The 23064-nt window shown below is 54.1% G+C and carries 18 protein-coding genes; 1 reads left to right on the top strand and 17 read right to left on the bottom strand.

The window, feature by feature from the left end:
- Positions 1-44: 44 nt before the first annotated feature.
- The 5 genes from F568_RS0117785 to F568_RS0117765 form a co-directional block, all read right to left on the bottom strand.
- Positions 45-863, bottom strand: coding sequence for a hypothetical protein (locus tag F568_RS0117785; protein ID WP_019020119.1), 819 nt, complete (start codon positions 861-863; stop codon positions 45-47).
- Positions 864-965: 102 nt separating this feature from the next.
- Complete coding sequence (locus tag F568_RS0117780; RefSeq protein ID WP_019020118.1) at positions 966-1907, bottom strand: metallophosphoesterase; 942 nt, start codon at positions 1905-1907, stop codon at positions 966-968.
- 15 nt (positions 1908-1922) lie between these two features.
- A complete protein-coding gene (locus F568_RS0117775) occupies positions 1923-2585 on the bottom strand; it encodes a hypothetical protein (RefSeq protein WP_019020117.1) in 663 nt (220 codons plus the stop codon).
- Between the two features lie 27 nt (positions 2586-2612).
- A complete protein-coding gene (locus tag F568_RS23155; RefSeq protein WP_019020116.1) occupies positions 2613-2873 on the bottom strand; it encodes a hypothetical protein in 261 nt (86 codons plus the stop codon).
- Positions 2874-2892: 19 nt separating this feature from the next.
- The gene (locus tag F568_RS0117765) at positions 2893-3333 is read right to left on the bottom strand and encodes a hypothetical protein (RefSeq protein WP_019020115.1); all 441 of its coding nucleotides are present in this window, start codon (positions 3331-3333) and stop codon (positions 2893-2895) included.
- A 227-nt stretch (positions 3334-3560) separates the two neighbouring features.
- On the opposite strand from F568_RS0117765, the gene F568_RS0117760 reads away from it, so the two are divergent.
- Positions 3561-4217, top strand: coding sequence for a hypothetical protein (locus tag F568_RS0117760; protein WP_019020114.1), 657 nt, complete (start codon positions 3561-3563; stop codon positions 4215-4217).
- Positions 4218-4307: 90 nt separating this feature from the next.
- On the opposite strand, the gene brxL is transcribed toward F568_RS0117760, so the two are convergent.
- From brxL to F568_RS0117700, 12 genes are all read right to left on the bottom strand, one after another.
- A complete protein-coding gene (brxL, locus tag F568_RS0117755; protein WP_026300638.1) occupies positions 4308-6359 on the bottom strand; it encodes a BREX system Lon protease-like protein BrxL in 2052 nt (683 codons plus the stop codon).
- 25 nt (positions 6360-6384) lie between these two features.
- Positions 6385-6891, bottom strand: coding sequence for a hypothetical protein (locus F568_RS0117750; protein WP_019020112.1), 507 nt, complete (start codon positions 6889-6891; stop codon positions 6385-6387).
- Positions 6888-8042: an ankyrin repeat domain-containing protein gene (locus tag F568_RS0117745; protein ID WP_019020111.1), complete on the bottom strand. Its 1155-nt coding sequence runs from the start codon at positions 8040-8042 to the stop codon at positions 6888-6890. Before F568_RS0117745 ends, F568_RS0117750 begins: the two co-directional genes overlap by 4 nt.
- Before the next feature lie 25 nt (positions 8043-8067).
- The gene (gene pglZ, locus F568_RS0117740) at positions 8068-10566 is read right to left on the bottom strand and encodes a BREX-1 system phosphatase PglZ type A (protein WP_019020110.1); all 2499 of its coding nucleotides are present in this window, start codon (positions 10564-10566) and stop codon (positions 8068-8070) included.
- Entirely contained in the window at positions 10563-12443 is a 1881-nt protein-coding gene (locus tag F568_RS0117735) for a DUF262 domain-containing protein (protein ID WP_019020109.1), read from the bottom strand. The genes pglZ and F568_RS0117735 overlap by 4 nt, the downstream gene beginning before the upstream one ends.
- A gap of 20 nt (positions 12444-12463) precedes the next feature.
- Positions 12464-15979 (bottom strand): BREX-1 system adenine-specific DNA-methyltransferase PglX, encoded by a 3516-nt coding sequence (gene pglX / locus F568_RS0117730; RefSeq protein ID WP_019020108.1) that lies wholly within the window; start codon positions 15977-15979, stop codon positions 12464-12466.
- A gap of 3 nt (positions 15980-15982) precedes the next feature.
- Entirely contained in the window at positions 15983-16480 is a 498-nt protein-coding gene (locus F568_RS0117725) for a hypothetical protein (protein WP_019020107.1), read from the bottom strand.
- The gene (locus F568_RS0117720) at positions 16477-17643 is read right to left on the bottom strand and encodes an AAA family ATPase (RefSeq protein WP_019020106.1); all 1167 of its coding nucleotides are present in this window, start codon (positions 17641-17643) and stop codon (positions 16477-16479) included. The genes F568_RS0117725 and F568_RS0117720 overlap by 4 nt, the downstream gene beginning before the upstream one ends.
- Before the next feature lie 159 nt (positions 17644-17802).
- On the bottom strand, positions 17803-21384 hold the full coding sequence (gene brxC / locus F568_RS0117715; protein ID WP_019020105.1) for a BREX system P-loop protein BrxC: 3582 nt from the start codon (positions 21382-21384) through the stop codon (positions 17803-17805).
- Positions 21385-21426: 42 nt separating this feature from the next.
- Complete coding sequence (locus F568_RS0117710; RefSeq protein ID WP_019020104.1) at positions 21427-22038, bottom strand: DUF1788 domain-containing protein; 612 nt, start codon at positions 22036-22038, stop codon at positions 21427-21429.
- Positions 22035-22649 (bottom strand): DUF1819 family protein, encoded by a 615-nt coding sequence (locus tag F568_RS0117705; protein WP_019020103.1) that lies wholly within the window; start codon positions 22647-22649, stop codon positions 22035-22037. The genes F568_RS0117710 and F568_RS0117705 overlap by 4 nt, the downstream gene beginning before the upstream one ends.
- Positions 22646-22858 (bottom strand): helix-turn-helix domain-containing protein, encoded by a 213-nt coding sequence (locus F568_RS0117700; protein WP_019020102.1) that lies wholly within the window; start codon positions 22856-22858, stop codon positions 22646-22648. Before F568_RS0117700 ends, F568_RS0117705 begins: the two co-directional genes overlap by 4 nt.
- Between the last annotated feature and the right edge of the window lie 206 nt (positions 22859-23064).

Raw genomic sequence — 23064 nt, 5'->3', positions numbered from 1 at the left:
CATTTCCTGATCGTTATTTTTCCGGTACGCGAACCCGCGCTGTCCTAGGCCGGTTGGCCGTCCCTCGCCCGTACCGACTGGCGAATCAGATAAAAGAGCCCCGATTCCAGGGTTGCCACGCTATACGGCAGCCCCTGCCTGGCCAGAAACTCCTGGAGGCAGCGAAGAAAGAGTGCATAGCCTGCAGGATTCATGGCAAACCCCAGCCCTTGGCTGATCACCTCATCGAGCACAGCATAGCGCTGCGGATCCAGCATCCGCAGGTGCTTGCTGGCGAAGGAGACGTTCAAGCCCTTGATAGCCACGCCCGGCGCAATGGCGCTGTCTGCGTCATCGGTCGCTGCCGCGAATGCCATCCAGTTATCCAAGGCCCGCTCCAGATCGGGTAACCGGTAATGCCGGGTCAGGTTGCCCCAGACCCGCGGCCCCTTGCCCCACTCGCAGACAGCTTGGCTGAAATCCAGTGAGGTCATCGCGGGGTTGCCATTCAGGAAGGTGGCGCCGATATCCTCGAGACGGCGCGTTCCCTCAAATTCCTGCTGCGCAAGTTCGATGGCGCTGTCGAGTGCCGATCGGGTCAGCCCTAGACCATAAAAATCCAGGCTTTCCGTGCCGGGTTGTTGGGTAGTGGGATCGAAATCTTCGGCGGTACGCATCACCCCGTCCGCACAGAGGAATGGCCAAGGATGATTGGTTTCCATGCCTAGCGCATAGGCATCGCAAAGGGGGCAGATCTCGACCCATTGGGTGGCTGTGATTTTTCCAAACGTGTGGTTGGCCCGCGTGAAGGCCAGCGCCTGCTTGAGTGTTCTGCCATGAATTCTTGCCAGCTCGGTCTGGCAGTCGTGACAGTAGCGGTCCATGCACATGTCCGGTTGTGATTGTGTAGTTCAAGTCTTCTGCCCTTCGCTCAATCAGGCGGGCACGCCTAGGCCGCGGCGTCAGGCAATCAGGGAAGTTACCGATCAGTCGGCCACCCACATGAAGCGGTCTTTCGTCAGCTCGCGCTCTCCGTCCCAGCTGTAGGCGCACAGTTTGCCCTCGCCAGCACGCTGCGTGTGGCCAGCGGCAATACTGTAATCCAGGCAGGCGATGTAACGGTTGAGCGGTGCCGGCTCGCCGGTCAGCCAGTAATGGCCGACGAACAAGGGCTTGTCGCCGGCATAGCCCGGCAGGATATCCTCCGGCACCGGGTCATGGGGGATGGCCTCGATCTGATCGGCAGGAACCATGGCCAGGTCGCGGTAGGTCAGACGTTCCAGTTCCCACCAGCGCGTCCGAATGTGGTGGCGCGGGTTGCCGTCCTTGTCGAAGAATTCGGCTCCGGCCGGTAACGGAACTTCCAGCCCCTTGATCGCCGTTTCCAGGGCGTCATAGGCCGCGGTGCCCTTGCGACATAGCTCGGGCCAGGCCGTCTCCACGATGCGCTGCTGCGCATCCGTGTAGTCACTGAGGACTTGCAGCGACGGCGGATGCCAGCAGGCGTGAATCACCCGCAGCCCATCGAGATCCAGGGACAGCGGGAGCGTCTTGAACCAGGCAATATGCTCATGATGAAGCGTGCTGCCCTCCTCGACCTGGTCGAGATATGCCTCATGCTGGCGTCTGTTCTTAGGGCTATGCGAGCGCAGGAACTCTCGGGAATTTCTCGGGTCCGGTGTCGCCCAAGCCACGGCATTGAACTCGTGATTGCCCATCACTGCCAGAGCCTGCCCAGCCTCGACCATGGCCCGGGCAATGCGTACGGTTTCCACCTGTTCCGGCCCGCGATCGACGAAATCGCCCAGAAAGATCACTTGCCGCTCGGGATGCTGCCAGACACCGTCCCGCTCGGTGTAGCCCAGCCTGGTCAACAGATGCTTGAGAGGGGTGGCGTAGCCGTGGATGTCGCCGATCAGATCGTACATATCGCTCCTTGTTTGTTATCTGTCGTCCGTGTCCGACGCAGGCAGCTGCGTGGTGATGGCCTGGTTACCGATCCGCCATGAGGCTTGGTTGGGTACCCCACCCTGCCAATCGCCCAGTACCTTGCCTGACGGGGCAATTTCGATGGCAGCGTCCTGGGCATAAAAGAACAGGAACCGCTGGGCGGTCCCCCAGACTTTGACGTCGCCGCCCGTTTCCGCCATGAATTCACGCACCCGTGCCTGGGCCAGTTGAACCTGCTCGGCCAGCGGCTTGCGCCAGAAGTCCTCCGGAAAGGTCAGGCGCCGCATACCCTCGCAGGCTGCCAGGACGAAAATCGCCGTCCCCGGACGATCCGAACGCCGGAAGCCGGTATCGATAAAGAGGTAGGGCTTGAAAGCCTGCTGCTCCTCGCTTAGCCATTGCTGACGAGCCTCGATGAGCGGCAGGTAATCCGCTTCGTCCAGGCCGACTACGTCACAAAGCGCGCAGAGGAACTCTCGGCTGCCGAAGCAGAAATCGAAGCCACCACTGCTCAGGCCCAGGTCAGGGTCTTCCAGCACCTCGTTCAGGCGACGTAAGGCTGCTTCGCCAGGCTTTCGGTAGCCCATCCTGCGTAGCAGTTCCCACGCAGATAATGGCGCCGTTCTTCGCTGCAGTTCGGCACGTAGCTCTTCCATCAGCCAACTCCTGAAGCTACTGCTGCATCAGGCCGACGGGCCATCAGTGTGGTTCGTCAACTCATTACACAGTGCCTGCGTATCGACACGCTCGGCAAGCTCTGCCCCGAACCAATTTTCGAAAGTCTCATCCAGCGCATTATCCATGGGCTGCCCCCTCTGGCACCGCGAAACGATATCGTTGGCAATGGCGTCATACTCATCGAAGCAGTCATTCTCCTTGCAGCAGGTACCCATGGGGTCCGTGTCGAACAAGGCACGAGACAGACGCTCGGCAGACAGTGGCATGGCGAAGCTCCGAAACTCATCAGGCGGTTGCACGGCGATCGGTGGCTGCAGGCGGCACATCCTGGCTGGCTGCCCCAGGCTTCAGCTTGAAGAACAGATACTTGCCGCCAATGATCTGCAGGTCGTAGTCAAAGCGCTCGGCCAAATGACGAGCCACCCGTTCGTAGATCCAGTAGCGGCGATCTGACCTGGCGCTGAACGAGAAAATCTTCGGCCGGGTACGGCCAAGCCAGTCATGGACCCGTAGCAGAACTTGGCGATACACCCGCAGTGGGTAGCGAGTGACACCGATATCTGCCGTGACGCGCGGCTCAATGCTCCAGTCGTCGGGACTGTCGAAGGGGTCGTAGGGGTCTGAGTCATAAACGGGGTTCGCCCCGCCGACGATGGCGAAGTTGATGGTGTCGCCGGAAAAGCCGACCTCATAAGTCAGGCCATCGATCGTGAAGCCTTCCGCCATACCCCCTCCTGGCATCCAAACCACCGAAACACTAAGGTGACTTAATTAGCCTAGTAGCAGCACTGAAAGTTTGCTTCTATGGACAACGGTATAAATTTGCCCGAGCATGGCTCAGCCACATCGCCAGGCTGGGCTGAAGGATGAGTGTCATCGCAGGCTTCACCTCGAACGCGTTAGTTGAGGCCATGGCCAACACTGGCCATCACGGCCCCTCGCAAGGAGAAGGCATGCCACTACAGAATCGAGTCGATCCCTTTGGCAACTTACACGCAGTGCAAGCCCGAGGGACCTTGTTGGGCAATCGTGGCCAGCTGCACAATGCGGACAAGACCATTGTCCGCGCATGGAAAACCAAGGCCTGGGTGACGTGCACGCTCGAATATGGCGACATCCAGCGCACCATCTTCTCTCCTGACTCCTATTCCGAGCTGTTCTTCCTTGATGAGGCGACGGCTTTCGCTGCGGGACATCGCCCTTGTGGCTCCTGCCGCAACGAGCGCTACCGAGCATTCAAAGCGAAGTGGCTCGCTGCCAACCCAGAGCTAGTGACAGGTGAGCAGCCTTCAATCACGGTGATCGATAAGGTGCTTCACGGCGAGCGCACTCTTCGAGGCGGCGGCAAGGCCACGTTCGAAGCTACCATTGAAACCCTGCCATTCGGAACGATCATCATGAAGGACGGAGCCGCTTACCTCGTTGTAGAAGGAGCGATGCTCCCCTGGTCATTCCGCGGCTACGGCCAGCCAGTGTCGCTGCCTGAGGCTGGCACAAGCGTCACCGTACTCACTCCCGCTTCGATTGTGCGGTTATTTCAACAGGGGTTCCGGTCGGAATTACATGAGACTGCAGCGAATGCACAGTGCAGCACTATCCCATTAAGATAGCCCGGGCGTTTATCCGCAGCGTCAGTACTGCTGGGAATGGGAGGGGCCGGAAAGCTGACCATAAGCCTATTCTTAAAGGCTCTATGATTCTTAGACTCTCTTGATAAAAGACACTTCAAATGCCTTGATGGAACGAAACTGCTGCAGCCGGTTGGCAAATGCGAAAGCCTCATTCATCTCGTAGTGCTGGAAGATGTCCAGCCCCCGGTCCAGCGATATCTTCCAGCCATGGTCCGTGACGATATAGCGGGCGTGAATGGTGCCAGTTTCGTCAAACTCCCAGGTGAAGTCGATGCCCACGGTGCAAGCGGACTCCCGGATCTTTTCAAAACTTTCGTCTTGAAGATCACCCTTGAACTCATCCCGGACGGTGAAGAGGTGAACCGCCACTTCATCCTCTTCAGCCTTGTTCTTCACGATGGCTTCGAGAAACTCCATGAAATTGCGGATCTGGTAGAACAGCCGAATGTAGGGGTCTGTGACGGTGATCTTGCTGGCTCCCTTCAGATATGCGCCAAACAAGCCGTCAAATGAGATGCCCTTCTGATTTTCCTGGAAGGTCAGGTGCTTTTCCTCCAGCACGGGCTCAGAGGCGTGGGGCTCCTTGGGCTCGACACCTTTAACGTCCGCTGTTGGCTCGGGTTCTGCGCCCCCGTCCTTAGGGGTGGACACCGTCTGGTGGTAGTAGCCCGGGTACTCTTCCTCCTCAAGTGTGGTGACCAGCGTTTCCTGGCCCTGCTGATCCTGGTAGGAAAAGCGTACTTCGCCGTAGGTGGTATCAATCCGTTGTAACTGGTCCTTGACCCGCTTCCGTCCCTCAATGGCAAAACGCAGCACTTCTTCAACCTCATCCCTGGTCGCTCCACCCTGGGGGAACAGGATCTTCATCAAGCCGGAAAAGGTCTTGTTGATACCGTCCCGGTCCCGAGTCGAGATATCCGAAGAAAGGGTAAAGTGCTCCCGGTACTGATCGGAATAATCGTAATTCCGCATTGAACGCAGGATTTCCGCAAGATAGTCCACCACGAAGCCATAGCCGTCGGAGAACATCTCGCCCCGGATGATGTCGACCTCCCACCCCGGGATGTAGAAATGGATCCGGTCCAAAAAGGCAGAATCGTAAAACTTGTCCGGTAACTCATCGAACAGGTCTGAATGCTTTAGCATGTAAGGAACGGTGTGCCGGGTATTCCCCACGAACACCATAGAAGCCTCGGCGCCCAGGGTTTCCACGCCCCGGGAGAAGGACTTATTGGCCATGTAGTTTTTCATGATGTCGACGAGGGCTTTGTCGACGCGCTTCTGCTTGCCAGCGAATTCGTCGAAAGCTACGCAATCCCAGTACCCCACTAGGCCAATCTTGCCGCTGGAGTTATTCACAAACAGCTTGGGTACGGTGACTTCACCACCGGATACCAGTATCCCATGGGGCGAGAACTCAGAGTAAACGTGGGATTTACCTGTCCCCTTGGGGCCAAGTTCAATCAGGTTGTAGTTCCGCTCGCAGAACGGAATCAACCGGACCAGTTGCGTTAGCTTACTGCGCCGCCCAAACATCTCCGGGTTGAAGCCGATGCTCTGTATCAGCAGATCAATCCACTCATCGGTGCTGAACTTTTGCCGCGCAGCGACGTAGGCATCGTAGTCGAAATGCGAAAGCTGAATTGGCTTGAGGGTGGATAGAATCCAGGGGCTAACGTTCTGATCTTCAGAAAATACGTATTCGATGTCCGCGATACACCAGACACCACTCACCAATAGCTTGGTGTGAGTCTTGACGGTTCCTGAATCCACCAACACTTTCTTGATGCCAAGATTGGAGAACTGAGCCTCATAGGCGTCCGTCTTCTCATTCAAGGCCACGTTTATCTTGTCGATAACCTTATAACGGCCTTTTTCTTTGATGTTAGAACGTACCAGCCCAGCTTCATTTCGATGCACATAGTGCTTGGCCAGAATCTCTTTTACCGTTTCGATCCCGGTCTGGATCGTGGCTTCGTCATTGGTAGCGCAATACTGACCGAGCAAATACTCCAGCACATACGATGGCACAATGGCGTTGCCCTTGACCGTTTTCACCAGATCTTTGCGCACTACAAGACCTGGGAAGTGCTGATTAATTTTGTCGTCCAGTACGCTCACTTTCATTTCCTTGTTTGTTACAGAATTAAAAAGGCAGACCGAACATCCAGCCAATCACTGACAATGGGCTCATAGGATTAACCGCCTCATCCAGAACAGCTTCACTGACCGCCTGCTCCAGAGCTGCATCATCAATTCCGGAATCGGTCACCGTATCATCATCAAAGCCTGCGGCCACTTCTGAGGTCGCCACAATCGCAACATCCAGATTCTCCTCGATGGTTGCACTGATGTAGCTGCTGCTGTCTGTAGCCTTGAGCTGAATCTCTTGCACGATGTTATCACCATCCATAATGGCAATATCAGTTACCGGATGGTTTGTCGCCTCAAATACCTGAGCCTCTACCCCTCGGGCTGCCAACAGGTCTACGTATTCCTGTTCAAACAGAATACCTTTGATATGGCTGGCATGCCCGGCCACCGATTCGCCATCAATAGCAGAGAAATAATCGAGAATCTCAGTATTCGATGCGGCTTCAAACTCGTTATAGCCTCTTCTGATCGCCTCGAACACCTCGGAAGTCTCGATCATGTCGTTACGCAACCTTTATTCTCCAAAAGGTTCCGCACTGAATGATGTTTAAGTAACTCAGCAAGCTTGTGAGCAGTAAAACCTTTTGGATTCTTTAGGTTAAGGTTGGCGCCGCTTTCAACCAGCAACTCAACCACTTTCAGATGCCCCTCCCCTGCAGCAAGAATCAAAGGGGTGCTAGATCCGTTGATTCTCTGGTCTGGGTTTGCGCCTCTGTCCATCAGATGCTTACAAAGTTCAGCATTTCCCCGATCCGCGGCTGTGTGTAATGGCCACCAACCCTTTTGGTTCGGGATATTGGGGGAAGCGCCATGCTCTATGAGCAGCTCAGCAATCTCTTCGCGCACATCCAAGGCCACACTTAGAGCCGAATTACCTTTATCCGACCGGCAATTAGCATCCGCACCATGCTCCAGGAATAACTTCACGGCAGCTAAGTCTCCGCGACGTATCGCCAGTATCAGCAACGGTGTGCCATCGGCATCCATAATGTTGACGTTACAGCCTTCGCTGACAAGCTTTCTGACCGTGTCATCGTAGCCTTGCTCATACGCGGATAGCAGCGCTGCTTCACTATATTTCCTGCCAAAGTGGGCTCCGCGCTCAATCAACAATTCCACAATATCGGTACGCTGTTTGAAATAAGCGCCCGTCAACGCATTCCAGCCATCGTTATTGCAGATGTGGATATCCGCGCCATTCTCCAGCAAGAACTCCACGATGCGGCGGTAGCCTTTAATAGTCGCCCAGATGAGTGGCGTCCACCCTTTTGAGTTACGAATATTCAGCTCAGCGCCCTTGGCAACCATCTGCTGGGCAAGGTCAAAATACTCATACTCAAGCGCCAACAGCAGGGCACTGCTGGATTCTTTACAGCGGAAATTCGGGTTAGCCCCTTTCTCCAAAAGAATGGACGCAGTATCGAGGTAGCCAAGCCGAACTGCCAGCCTGAGCGGTTCAGTATCCCTAGCATTCGGATCAAATCTTGGATCCGCAAGCAGTTCTATCGCGACATTTTTAAAGCCCGACTCCAGCGCCAGGGTAAAAGCCGTCGCACTGAGCTCCTCACAGTCAATAGAATCGTCTTCGGACAAGGCAGCTTTAACGTCGGCCCACCGCCCTTCTCTAACCGCTTCCAGCAGTGCGCTCATGTACTACCCCTCATAATCCCTGAATCTAAAAATCAAAATCGCTGGTAAAGGACCGCCGCATCAAATACCTAAGCGACTTGTATTCCTTGTAGTGCGAGGTGCCGGCATGCTGTTCTTCCAGCCGCAGGAAGACCTCCTGGCCGTTAGCCTCGTCCGCTTTTCGGCTCAGCACAAAACGCACCTGAAGCTCCCGCTCGCGGGGGTTCTCCGAGGTCAGGTCAAAGGAGAGCTCATGACTATCCGAGATCAACTCACCTGCTTGCGTGAAAATTCCAGCCCGCAGATGGCGAGGCTGTACCTTCTCGGTAACCGGCCCGGACTGATACAAGGTGACCGCTAGTTGGCCGGAGGTGATCACCGAGCTGGCCCCTCGCAGGATGTCCACCTCAACGGCGCTGACATCGCTCTGGCGCTTCTTGTTGACCTTCAGGACCGGAATCACAACTTCCTGAAGGGATGCGCCGCCATGAACAAAGCGGCTGCCTGAGCCTTTAAGGCGCAGCCGGTTGATGGACTTGGGAATCTGAACTTCCATATCGCCATCCAGCCCAAGCTGCTCAGACGAGAAGTGATGGAAGGCCGGAGAGGTGGACAGCCCCTTGCCCAGCACGAAACGACGATCCCGGTAGCGAATATCGTCGCCGGAAACGGCTTCACCCAAGAAGTCACTCTCATCCAGTTCACGGTTCTGGTAAATGAAGCCATGATCAGCCGTGATCAGTAGGTTGTTGGCGTTGGCCGCCGTCAGCTTTTTGATCAGGCGTATAAGGTCACCTAGGGTTTGTTCCGCTGCTTCAAAAGCCTGCCCCTCTGAATGCATCTTGTCGCCGGTGTGGTCGATGCGGTTGTGGTAGATATACAGCAGGTCATTACCTTTGAGCAGCTCCCGGCTGTCTTCCCGGTTGAGCTGCATAAAATCTTCCGCCTTGACGGCCTGGCCCCGCCCACCTAGGGCGGCCTGTAAAATTTTGGTTCGGTTGGCCGTACCCTGTGAGCTCTGGCCGTCTACCAGTACCGTGCCGGTATCGTTGTCGGCGATCGCCAGCGCCTTGTTGGGCAGTAGCGCCGCCATACCGAGCTGGGTATAGCTAGGCAGGGTTGAGAGTGCCGGTTCGAGCTCCGCGCTGTAGCGATCTTCCTGTCGGATAAGGCCCAGCAGCTCGTCACCAATCTCATAGCGCATGGCGTCGGAAATGATCACGCAGATCCGTTTGTCCTTGCGCAGGTACGGGCGAACCCAGTGCTCGAAAAAGGCCTTTTGCTGAATAACCCGATAGGCCTCCCAGCGCGGCGCGGCATCTACGTGAACCTGGAAGCCATCGCCCAGCTTGAGCAGATAGTTGTTGGAATACAGGTTCTCCACCTGCTCACTAAGCTCGCCCATCAACGATGACTGGCCAGACATGCGCACATGGTAGGTAAACTTGCGGTAGAGCTGATCCAGTTGGAACCAGGAGCGGCTGTATCGCTGAACGCCGTCGGAGAGGCTGTCCATGGTGAGACGAGCCTCACCCAGCATCTGGATAAAACGGGCCGCAAACTCAATGGCCTCGTATAGGTTCCGAAAATCCTCGTACCAATGGCCCTGGCGCCGCTGCCGCACCCACAATGCCACATCGCCGCTGGTAACCGTGCGGCCAACCACCGCCCGCACCAGGTCACTGATAATCTTTTGATCGATTAGCCGGAAGTAGTCCAGCTCAACCAGGTCCCGGAAGTCCCGCTTACCGAGATCCTGCTCAATGCCCAGCACCTCAGCACACTCGGCAGACAGAGTTTCAAAACCTTGCTCGAACTGCCGGCTGTCTTTCCAGCGTTTGAGGAACACTAAGGCATCGCCGGTCAGTTTAACCTCGCCATCAGTGCCCATGGCGTAGCAAGACTTGAAAAGCTCAATCACAAAGTCGCGCAGGCTAGGTTCACTGGCCTCGTAGCCGTAGAAACGGGTCAGTTGTTCCCATAGGAAGCTATCCAGACCGCACCGTTCAATCAGCCGGATGCCATCATCACGGTCTTCCGCCAGTTGCTGCAGCAGGGTTTCCACCACCGAGTCCATACGGGGCTCACTACCGGCACATACAGCCAGCATCTTTAGGCGCAGCTGACCGGCGGTGTCGTCCGGTTTCAGCAACTTCTTCAACGCCTCCTTGCGCTTGATCGCCTGGAAAAACTCCGCGTGAGCCTGGGCCACCTCGGCGAACTCGAGGCCCAATTCCAGTTCGGACAGCCAGATGGCCACCTGGTCGGTCCGGAATTCACCGTGGGCCAACTGTACGTCCAGCAACCAGTTGTCCAGATCCTCTGGTTGCGGCCCCTCCTTGTACAAAAGGAACTTCTGTTCCGGTGACTCCCGAAGAATGCGATGTTTCAGGCCGTACTCGTTGTTGGCGATCTCCAGTTTCTCCACGTCCGGAATGGAAACCGTCTCGAAGTCACCGCGCAGCTCCTGTTTGGCGTCGTACCAGAAAATGATCCGGTGTTTGTCAAATAGTCGGGTTAAAGCCCTTTGAATCTGGCTGCTCATGAGACCGCCTCTTGCAAATCTTCGTCCTCACTATCAGCGACACTCTCAGCCGACAGCGGCGCGGACATGTAGACTCTGGATATCAAGCGCTGTTTCAGGGCTTCCCGCCTGGCCAGATAGAACGCCTTGAATGAGGTAAATTCCAGATCCGCATTCTCGATGAGCAGGTCTCTAGGAGTTAAATGCACATTTGGGTCAGAAAGCCATTCCTTCAAAGGGCGATCTTTCTTGGACAGGTTTTGCGAATGATTCAGTAGGTGGAGATTGGGGATCGCATTCCAATGGACTGGGTCGCGATAAAACTCCATCAACTGCTCGTCATCAGTCAGTAAACTGGCTCTCTTCAGCATCTTCTTGTCAAATGCCGCCCTCGGGTGCAGGTGGTCAATGTGAAAGATCTCTGAAACGTTCATTTCCGGGAACAGTAAATGCAGTAACGCGCGGCAGCGCCCCTCTCCATGCTGGGTTTCCAGTAGTTTATCGAGGGTTTCTTCATCGAAACGTAGATCCTTGTTCGTCGCCTTGTAACGCTCGATGATCGCGGGCAAAGGGAAGGCATTGTCGGTGAGGTGTTTTTCCAGAACATCCCTCATGCTGCTTAAAATCGAGTCGGCTTGGCCGCCGAAGACCCCTTTCAACAGCACCATGTAAAACCACTGGCTTATCACCGCACGGTGCTCGTGGCATTTCGCCAGGTTATTAATCTTCCTAAAGAGCGGCTCTCCTCCAGAGCATTTTTTATATAGGTAGTAGCAGATGGGAATAACAGCATTTCTGGAGGTCAGGGACTGCGGCGTAATACCGAACCGCCGCACGAGGCGAAATGTTTCGGTGATACACTCCTTGATATCGGGCCACTCTTGCTGGATTCGGGCAACCTGCTCACCTTTGAAGTTTCTTACTTTGAAGCGAACATCGGCTTCCGTCAGCATCAAGCAGGTTTTTAACAACCAGTCACGCTCAATGTAGAAGCCCATTTCAGTGCTCTGATGGATGTGCTGGGTCAAATCATCAAGCTCTTTCCGAAAATCACCATTCCAATGGGCAACAGCTATCGACATCAAGAGGTCAGAAAAATCCAGCTTTGTGCCTCCGCTGTTGGTGCGGATAAACACATCTAAAACATGGTCAATTTGCTGACTATTTTCATTGAAGTAATGGATGATCCGCTGAGAGCGGATCACGTCATAAACTTTCAGCAGTGTCTTCCGGGCAAAAGCATTCGCATTGAGCCCTCGTCGTTCGAGCTCTGGTATTACCACCTCCAGAAGCACATCATCGCTACTTACGTGGTTTGGATACCTAAGTATTTCATGCATGCAAAGCCAGTGGTGGGCCGGGGCCTCTGAAGCCAATGAGTCCTTATATTGCCGGTCTGTCAGGAACCTGAAGTTGTAATACATCAATGATTCATCATCTTCCGATTCCAGAGGTGCTTTCAGGTCCAGATACAGCTTGCGGGGCGGCAACACCCGGTCGTCGCGAGTGCTAGGCCACCAAACCCTGGGCTTCTTGTACGCGTATGTACCGCAAAGACCAATGTAGAGGGATGTAAGACGCTGCTGGCCATCAATGACAGCTCTGAAATCCTTATAACTGGCATTGGTTGGAACGTGAGGGTTCTCCTCACTGAAGCGCTGGCAGTAGGACTTCAAGAACTCGTAGAACTTGTAGTCGTTCTTGATGCCATCATCCTTGATCTCCCACATCATGAAAGTGTTGATGGGGTAACCACGCATGATGGAGTCGAACAGCACGCAAATCTGGTGACTGCTCCAGACAAACTTCCGCTGTATTGCCGGCAGCAGATAGTCTCGCTGGTTGATAGCATCAATTGAGTCTTTGATAGTAATGGCCTTCTCGTACTCACCCGCCATGCCGACAGCTCCTTACTGCTTCAGGACAATCCTGGAATTTTCTTCAAGGCTTCGCCAAATCTGGGATAATTAAACTTCACCCCGTCATCGAGATTGATTTCCTTCTGCTCCGTTGCCAACGGGTAGAGCACATCCCGCTCGTAGTCATCCAGCTCGGCGAGGATTTTGTTGATCTTCTCGATCTCTTTCAGGGCCTTGGTCTTATCGCCCTGGGAGGCCCCCGTGCTGATACTGACGGCTTCCAGATGGTTTTTCCGGGCTTTCAGCTTCTCGTCTTTGAAATCGCGCAGATACTCCAGCACCGTGCCCACGGTATGAGTCTGGTAGCGGTGCATATAGATCAGCGCATTGAATGAGCCCTTGGGTGAGGAGAACAGCCAGTAGATGGGCCGTTTCTTGTAACGACGCACGTGGTCGTTATAAAAGTCCTTTAGGAAGTACTTGCGGATGTCCTTGCCCAGTGCCTGCTCGACAAAGCGGAGATTTTCCTCGTAATGCTCTTCGCCAAAAGCGATGCGCAGGAATTCACGGAAGCGCTCAGTAATGTCGTCGGTAAACCAATCGCCATCGAGCATGGGGATGACATTGTCATCATCAGCTGGGAAGCTCGGCTCAGGGATAAGTTTCAGATAATCCCCGATAGTTTCGCCCTGGTTGGCTAGGATCAGCCCCGGTTCTTCCAGGGCATAGCGTCCGAACATGCAGCCTACGGCATATGACACAAGATCACGCATTGTGTCGGCCAGCAGAAGCGCCTCCAGCTCCTCCTCACGTTTGTTGTTGTCGTAACGATAGTGGGGGTTGCACGTCAGAGTGACATCCTCCAGCGCTACATCCGGCGTCAACTCGTCCTGCAGACCATAGGCATCAATAAAAATACGGTTGTTCTCTTCCTCCAGGCTCTGCATCTCTTTGGCCATGCGCTGCCAATGAGTACGAAGAGCATTATAAGTGGCCGCGAGCGTCTCAGCCCGATGGTCGGACAAGAGTAGCGGGAGTCTGGTGAAATCCCATGAGGTTTCATAGGCGTCCCAGTCGGACTTGGTAATTTTTACGGTTTGCAGTTCATTAGCGCTGAGGTTGCGAAGCTCTTTGGGTCTTGCGTATGGGACACGCGCCAAATCACCTACCTGAAAGGTTGACGTAGGGTTGACGCATCGCATGAACTCGGGCATTAATTTGCTGCACAAGAGGCTTAATACAGGGCTAAGGTCTTCTGCTCGATGAGGAACTCCTGACGACCCCTTCACATCAAATAAAAAACCGCCAGGAGAAAAACGCGCTGCGAACGAGGTCGTCGAAATGTCAGACCAAGTCACACATTCCAGAAACATTTTATCCAAGTTCTGAATGTATCTAGACCAATGCTTACCTTTGTTTCGTAGTGTCGCGAAGCGCTTGACCTCTTGGCCGTCGTATTGCCAGTTTATTACGTGACTTTGATTTCCATACCACTTCCTGTGGCCTCCACCTTTATTGTAGGGAAACCACTTTTCGGTTCGATTTGCTGCTTCTTGAAGGTCGTTAGCGTGAAAAAAAATCCCGACATGCCCTACCTCGAACCATTGCTTCAAGTACCGATCATTGTCACCTGTGTTCAGTCCTACTGCGGGCTTGAACACATCCTTGATTGCATTGAGATCTCTAAAACATGACCGGAATTTATCGGATATCCAATGTGCAATGGGCTTTCCATCGATTTCTTCAAACGTCTTAGAGCTAACTATATTTATTGAGCTTTCTCCGTTTGCGGCCTTTCTCAACGCTTCTGATTTTTTTGCCTCTGATCTTCCATCACGAAGATCAACGAAGCTGCCTTGCTCCGTGGTCTTCCCATTTTTTGCCAATACAAATGCTGTTGTTGAAACCACTTCCCCACCGATGGAGTCGAAAGCACCAGTGCCAAGATGCGCCATTGATCTAATAGGAAGGCCTTCGACAATTTTCTCGCGAAGCTTCTGATGCCTCGATAGGAACATCCAACTCTGCATAGTAATCATACTTACAAAGCCGAAATTCCGTGCCAAAGCTGCTGACCTTTCAATGAACATAGCGAAGAGATCAGATTTGGAATCTTCGTAATGTGCTTTCGCGAAGGCATCGAGTTTAGGGTTCATACCTCTACCGCCCATATACGGTGGGTTTGCTACTACGACATGATATTGGGGCGAGAGGGCTTCTGCCATTCGCAGCACTTCGACCACGCGCGCCTGCACCTCCTTCAGCAACAGATCGGAGCCAAAGTCTCGCTCTTCCACCATTCGCAGCGTCTCGGCCGGGTCGCGCAACTTAGGTACGATCAGCGAGCCGAAATTCTTCGCCTGCTCGAACTGGCCAAGAGTCTCGCGCAACTCATCGGTGAACAGATTGTTGCCCACCACGGAGGCCACTTCCTGTATCTCGGTGTCGGTAAACATCACATTTTCCAACACGACAACATTCGGCTGCACGGCATTCCGGAAGAACCGGCGCTGCTTGGCCCGCGCCTTCATGGTCAGAGCAAAGGCGGCTAGCTCGGCGGCCCGCTCGTCGATCTCAATGCCATACAGGTTATGAGCCAGGATCTTGGCCGGAATATCGGCGGGTTCGTAACCTTCCTCCTCGTAAATCACATAGAGCAAATCGAATGCATACGTCAGCATATGGCCCGACCCACAGGCAGGGTCACAGATCTTGATTTCCTCCGGACTACCGATGCGCAGGAAGTCTGTCTCAGGCTCTTCCGGCTTGATGTAGTAATCCATATGCTCGATTAAGCTAGAGTCGGGACGGTTGAGCATCCAGAGGCGGCCCAGTGAGTTCTCCACCAGATAACGCACTATCCAGTGCGGCGTGAATAGCTGGGTTGCCGCCGGGATATTTTCGGGAGTAACCTTCGTGTTCTTCTTGAGATCAGCGAATACCTGGTCTTTCTTTTCGGAGATATAGAACTGGTACAGCCAGCCGATAACCTCGACATCTTCACAGGAATCCGGCGTCATGGCTTCGCGGGTATAGGCCAGGATTGAGTTGCCTGAGAGCAGATCATCCGGCATCAAAAGCTCGGTGTAATCGTCAATGCGTTCGAACAGAAATGGCATGGCGCTGTGCCAATAGTTGCAGGCCGCGACGACCAACAGGCGATAGGCTTCCCCCTGCGGATCTTGGCTGGGTGTTTTGCCATCCAGCAGGGTAAAGATCTTTTGGCAGGTTGACTCCGACACCATTTCTGCATCGATATGGCCCATTTTGGCATCAGCCAGGATCTCGGGCTGGAACTGCCCCTCAGCGGGAGAAACCACGCCAATGCGGTTATAACGGTTCACGTCCATAAAGCGCAGGGCGCAGAAGCGGTTGAACCAGATATAGGCCACCCGCTCGATAACCTGTTCTTTGCCCTGCTCGGCTATCGCCTCTTCCAGCTTTTTAATTGCCTGTGGCCTTTCTCGCCGGGCGGGGCTTTCTTCGGCTAAAACCAGCTTGAGCTTGGCTGTAACCTGTTCGAGCAGGCTGCGGCGAGCGAATTGGGCGAATTTTTTAAGTTTCGATGTTTCCATGAATTAGTCTCCCGCACTTTTTCTTCGGACGGTATGGGTTCCGAATTGTTTCCTGTACTGGTCCAGGTTGAGAATTACGCATGCCTGTGCAAACGGATGAGACCAGTCTTTGTGATTCAAGGGCAGGCAGCGGTGCAGCTCATCTTGTTTGGCTAGCAGCAGTGCGGGATCGAGAGCGGCCATGGAAAGCAGGACGACATAATGTACTGGTTTTCCCGCCTTACCGCTGAGGGCTCGGAACCAGAGGCTGTCTCTATACTTCCCCGCTAAGTCCGGTATTAAATTGCCACTAACGAGCTTTTGTCTGAATGCTTCAGGATTGGCCGCGACAGGGTTATCAGGGTCTTTTACTTCTAAAAAAACGAAGCGATCCTCATACTCCGCAATAAAATCAACTCGCTTCATGGTGCTCTGCCCATGTAGCGAGTCGTCATCGAAGCGAACAGCTTCAATGGCATCGCTGAAATCGAATTCCAGGTCGTCTTCAGAGAGAAGAGTCATGCCTTACCCCCGAGCGAGCGCTTGACCTCTTCGTCGTACAGATCATCGAACGTGTTCGCTATGGCATTGTTATCCAGCTCTTTGTAGCTATTCGCTGACTGAAGAGTGACTTGGCTACCCTTGTTGACCAGCGCATGGAAGCGAATGTGATGTCCCTGCTTTGGGTTGGCCAGCAAATCAAACCACTTGAGCAGCACATAATCATGGGTAGCGAGAATGACTTGCTGGTTATTTCTGGCCAGTTCCAGAAGAACCTGAACAAGCAGCTTCATCAGCTTGGGGTTCATATTCGACTCCGGCTCGTCCCAAAACAGTGGGCCACTGGATCCAGGCGACAGCACGCCGTTACTCAGCAGCCTGTGCAGGATACCGATCTTTCTGAAGCCTTCCGCTGTCATGCTGCTGGAGTACTGACGACCCCTTTCTGCAACGAACTCTGTCACTGTGGAGTCTTGATACGCTTGGGCAGATTTGGAATTGGTCCGTTTAGGGGAGGGCTTTTCCCGGTACTCACCCGGCTGGAAGCAGAAGCCACCGTTTTCCCACTGATATCGCCCACCAATCAGGCTGACCAGTTGCGGAATAATCGAATTCAGCCTCGGATCTTCATTGATTCGTGCGTCCAGGTCTTCGTCATTGGTTTTGGTCAGGGCTTTGGCAAGATCGACGTAGCCATCATCAAATATCAGCTCAACCGTCTTCTGGTCGTGTGCTTCGTCGGCCATACCCTTGACCAGAGAGAGCACCTCTTTGGTTGGGATGAACACGGGCTTAGCCCGGTACTTGGCATAGCTTTGTGATTCCTTAATCGAAAGCTCAGAGGAGTTGTTGAAAAAGGTCGCGTTAACCTTCTGCCCTTCTGCAAACTGTGCGGTTAAACTGGCGTGTTCCCTGGCGCCGTGGAAATGCATCTTCCCCAGCTTGTCATCTAGAGGCATGAACAGGCGCAAGAACTTGGCTGTCAATGCCGCTTCGAGCTCAGCTTTACCGAGACCCGGTTTGTGCTTGAAAAACGACGCGCCCGCACAAAGTCCGTAAGCCGCCTTGAGCAGGTGGGTTTTGCCCGTACCGTTCTCGCCAATGATCACGTTTATCTTGGGCGAAAAATCGATGTCCAGATTACCGAATGACGTAAAGTTTTTGAGTTCAAGCCGGTCTATCATTATTGCTTTCCGCTAATTTAATATCTCCTGACCCAGCACCCGGTCGGCTACTGCCTTCACTGGGACACTAAAATACGTGAGCCGCTCGAATTCGCTCGGGTTTTACGTGCACCGCACGTATTTACTTGCCCCTATGTGGCGAGCACTAGGTCGGCACTTTTAGATTTGAACCTTGTAGCCTTGCTGGATTTCAATCAGCAGAGCCTCGCGCAGAGCATTCAGGTACCGGTCCACATCACTCTCGTCGGCCAACCAGGCCTTGTCGAAAGCGACACGAAGGTTGCGGGTGTGAACATAGTCGGCTGGCGATTCCCTGACTTCATGAGGCTGCCCCCCATTTTGGCCCTCTTTCTGACTACCTCGGGGCTGCTCGGGATCCTCTGTCGGTGCTGACTTCTGATTGGCTAGGGCCACCATTTTGCCCAATAGCCTCTGGTAGCCCTCTTCTTCAAAGTACCGGGTCCGGTCCTTGATCACGGCAATAAGACGCTCCTGACCGATGTAATCGACCAAGCCACGGAACGGTTTATTGAGCTCATCCTGGCGCGGCTCCGGCAGGGACTGATATTCGTCCATGCTTTGCATGCGTTCCTGCATGGTCTTCAGGGACGTTTCTGCCTGAGTTCGGGTTTGCTGCACTTTCTCATCGATGCGCTCCTGTAGGCTATCCAGCTGGCCCTTGAGCTGCTGGATGCGATTCCCCTTGTAGCAGCTGGGATCGTTCAGGATGGTGCGGATCTGCTCGATCTCGTCTCCAGACACATAGATAAAGTTGGGCTCCTGGCTCTGCAGGAAGGACCGAGCCTGGTTGTAGATGTCTTTTTGTGAGCCGCCCATAAACTTGCGGATGGGGTCGATGACATCCTCTTTCAGGTCCAACAGTTGGTCTTCCTGCTTGCCCAATTCCGCCAGGTGCCAGGTGTAGGGCTTTCCGGCAACTTCTTTCAGCGTCTCCAGGGCCGGTTTCAAGGCATTAAGAAACGGGTACTGGTCGACCTGCGCTATCCGCCGATCCAGGTCGTGGTACATCTCCTGGAAGGCTTCGCCGGCCTCTTTACCCAGGGCCTTGGCTTCGCTGCTGCGGGGCGGGCTGTCGAAGAAGTCCTCGTAGAACGACTTGAGCGCCCGGACCTCAGAGGCGGTGAACTCAATCTGTGGTTCCAGCACAACGTTGCCGTGGCCGTGTGTATTACGCAGGGCGCGTTCCAGCTCGCTGTCCTCTAGGATGTTCCCGTCCAGACGAACTTCCACCTTGCCACGGGCGCACAGGTTGGCCAGGGTGCAGAGAATCGCGGCGTAATACCAGCCGTAGGGTTTGCGCTCGAATTTTTCCAGCAGGCTCTTCAGGGTGGTACGGACACCGCCCCGGTTGTTGCTCTGAATGAACGCCAGCACCTCCTGCTCGGATTCCGCCAGAGACGTGGCGTCGTTACCGAAGAGGCCATCATCTGTGCGGTTAAGGCAATTGCTGATGTCGTTTTCCGTGTAGGAAACGCCGCGCAACATGCGGAGGTTGGGATAAGCCCGCGAAATCAACTCATGGAAGCCTCGAATGATGCGGGTCTGGGCGTCCTCATTCGCCACTTCCACATCCGCGCCACCGATGAGCAACTTGGACTTGCCAATGAGAGTCTGAACCTGCTGCCGGAGCCTGGCCTCACGCTCACGGTTCTGGAAGCCCTTGTCATTCAAGATCCGCTTGACGGCTTCCTGCTGGGTAACGGAAATATTCTGCTTGATGTACTTCTCGGTGCGCTTGAACATGAGCAGATCCCGCACCAGGCGCTCGTCCGACGGCATGAGCACAAACAGCTCGTCCGCCTTGTACGTTGAGGCTGTACGGAGCATTTGCTCGGTGTCGGTATGCTCATGAAATGGGCTGATGATGTTGATTGAGAGCTCGTACTCACGCCCATGCAGACGATCATCCAGTTTGCGCGAATAGGAGTAGTCCTGCCCCTGGCTCTGGGAGGAGCCGGCGTCATAACGGATCTTGCGCTGCTTGATGACGTAGTCGAAAACGATCTTTTCCAGTTCGTCCGAGACGTCCGATGATTCGACCTCCGTGTTCTTGATCTCCTGCTCGACGTCCTTTTCTTCGTCCGTCAGGTACTCGTACTGGTCCCCGTTGCGCTGTATGTAGGTCTGTTGCTCCAGGAGGCTCAGGGCTTCCTCGACCTTATTGCGAAGCGCCGGTAGATCCTGGTCGAAGGCATCGAGCATCAACACACAGAGGTTGCGCACCGTGGGCTTGAATTCCTTGACATATTTGACCAGGAACAGGGCCTTCAAAAGACGGATGGCGAAGGCATTATCGAGGTGTTTCTCGGCCTGGATAATTGCGCGCTGTATTTGTGATTTTAGGGCAGAGCGAATGCCCTCGAACATCAAGTCAAAGGTGGCCAACTGGCCTACCTCGTGGTTTCCGATGTGGATGGCGACCTGCTGGAAGACCCCCAGCATGGAGCGCTCACCGACGGAACTGTGTTTTCCTTCGAAGGCGTTATGCTGCGACAGATTCTGGATCGCTGATTGAAACAGCGCGAACTGGTAGGGGACGAAGGGGTAGCTGTGGATGAAGTGGTCCCTGTCCCGGAAGTTCCGGTAGGTGGCCGACCCGTCCGCGAAATCAAAGAGGGTTTTGAAGTTGTTCGCCTGTGCGTGGTAGACGTCAGACAGCTGATTGACACCATCTTCGGTCTTGGTCAATAGACGCTTCTGGATCACTTCCGCCACGTCCGCGCTGGATAGCTTCATGCGGTTATTAAAGCGCGCCTGGATCTTCGAGAAATCATGCCCCTGCTGTTTTCCCATTTCGCCCACAACGTTTTTCATTTCTTCTTGGGCGGTGACAATTATCCAGGCCCGGCCCCGGCATTTGGTAGCGAGGCTCTCGGCAATGGTTTGAAGATTAGTCATCAGCTTGGTGTTGTCGGCAATGTACTGACCCACCTCATCGACGAAGAAGTTCAGGCGGAATTCTTTGTGGTCTCCCTCCTTTGCTTGCTTCTCGATATAGCCATTCACATTGTCCGCGAAGTCTTCGATAGAGACACGGTATTCGCTGCGGTACTTATCGAGAATACCCATTGCAGACTGCTGATCGCCGCCGGTCACAGCGGCGTAAGCCTTGGCGATATTCGCTCCTTCTAGAAGGGCCTGCTCTCGGCCTTTCTGCCAGGAGCGATCAGCGATGGCCTCGTACTGGGCTTTGAACTGCTCGTACAGTCCACGGCTGTCCAAATCGCGCTCAAACTGGGCAATGTGCCCTTGCTTGCCGTAGTAGCCGCACATCTCGTCGAAGACTTTAACGAATACGGCCAGAAGTGCATCGATCTGGGTTTTGCTAATGACATCGGCTTTCTGATCGATATTGAACAGGATGCTCTTCGCCGGTATTGAGACGGCTCGCTTTAGGTCGCCCCGGAGAATCTCATTTTCGCTGCACTTGGGAAGGAACAGATCTAGGGTTGAGGCACCATCCATCTCCCGGTTTTCAAGCAAAAGGGCCAGCATCTTGAGCAGGTGGGACTTACCCGAACCGAAGAAGCCGGACACCCATACGCCGTTCGCTCCCTCGTAGTTATTGTAAGCATCCAGGAACTCTTCGAGGCGTTTCTCGACTTCGTTGGTCAGTACATATTCTTCAATTTCGAGGCGTAGACTGGCTTCATCGTCGGCTTTGATAACGCCTTCAATGGGGCGATCAACGGGCTTTAGAAAAATATTCTTCAATGTCATTGCGCTTCCCTTAATGATTACGCCTCGAATAATGTCGTCCGCTCAGGCTTCGTAATGAAATATGTTGAACGCACGGTAGTACTTGTCGTCATGCAACCTGCCGAACAGATCCAATGATGCCCCGGTTTCCAGGGAGTGAGTGTAGGAGCCTGGGAAAAACATCACCGTTGGCTGGTCTTTGGCGGTGCTTTGTAAGTTGTTGAGCACGTTATGTGAGCGTATGTAGGGAAAGACCTCCCCCACCCCTGAAAGAAACAGCACGTCAAACTCAACGGACTGGAGTTTTGCCGCAATAGCGGGCACCAAATGAGCTTCCGGATCCAGCACTCCCTGTAACAGCTCTTTCAGCTGATCCTTTGAGACCGTGGGCTCGAGCTCCAATACCTGGTTCCAGATGTCTCTTTCTCTCAAAATGCCAACGGCCAGGTCATACAGGTTGATGCTCAGGATCCGGATGCCCGCCTGCTCCAGTCGGTTTACCAGCTGCCGATGAAGACGCTCCATTTCGACGGATTCTTCAGGCCGGTAGGGGCAGATGAAGAAAGGCACTTCATTGCCCAGCCCCTGTTTGTTCAGGAATCGCTGGCCAGATACAACGTTGAACAAGTGCTGGAGTCGATCCTGCATCGGCATTTTGGAAATGTCTTTTCTCACTTTGACATCCCCTTGATATCTGATTCATAGACTGGAAAGTACAGAAACTCGTCAGGGTTGTTCTGACGAAGCAGCTCAACCAGCCTTGGGCTTAGCAGTACCGCGTTGATGGTTTTGTCTTTCCCTAACAGCCCAGCCTCCCGCAGCATTCTGAACAGGACCTGCCGCAATTTGTCCCGCGTTGAAGCGCTGGCACTATCAAGCTCGTCATGCCATTCAGATTTACGGTTATAGAAGGCATCGAAGTCCTCGAAGCTAAGATCCAGCTTCATTGCTACATACCGTTCTCGGAGCACTTCCATCGCAAAATCCGCGATAAAACGGTACAGACGGCACACTGCAACCCATAGGAGGTGAGCCTGGTCTTGGTGGTTTGCCTCCGGCAAAAAAGCGAGTTCTCCATCATTCAACGTTTTCAACCGTGCAATCGCCTCTCTGCAGGTGCGCTTTGCCGTGCTTTCCGTCCTGGCCTGTAGCAGGTTGTCAGCAAGCGCCTGAGCCCGCACCTTTTCCCAGTCATGGAGCGACAGGTACAACTCGGCTAGCTTCACCGATTCCCGGTGATACAAGCTGCCGGACGTGAAGGAGATTCGATACCTGCCCTGGCTCATTCGGAGCGCTCACCCTTGTTTGGCGTTTCGGCGGCGCCACCGGCTTTGACCCATTCATCTACCTCGGCTTTTTGGAACTTCCAAAATCGACCCATACGGTGGGCGGGCATTGAATGCTTGTCGATCCAGCGATACACGGTGTCATTGCTGACACCGAGGTGCTTGCCTATTTCGTCTACGGATAACCAGCGATCTTCCATCTCGGCCATGTTTTCGCTTCCTATGGGAGATGGGGTTACCATCTCACCTGAGTTTGCACTGCTTGAAGGATGGAGCAGCCCTGATCTGAACCGGTTGCTTAATCTATAGGGGGGTTAGCCTGCTTTCAACCGGATTGGCCTATGTGAATCGGCAATGAGCAGCATTGTTAGTTACTAGCCGGCTAAAAACAAAAACTATGATCCTTTGTCCAGCC

It is taken from the genome of Modicisalibacter luteus DSM 23508 (genome assembly GCF_000378505.1).
In the GTDB taxonomy this organism is placed as follows: Bacteria; Pseudomonadota; Gammaproteobacteria; order Pseudomonadales; family Halomonadaceae; genus Modicisalibacter; species Modicisalibacter luteus.
The sequence above is the reverse complement of the archived record's forward strand: the minus strand, read 5'-3'. Positions and strand labels throughout refer to the sequence as shown.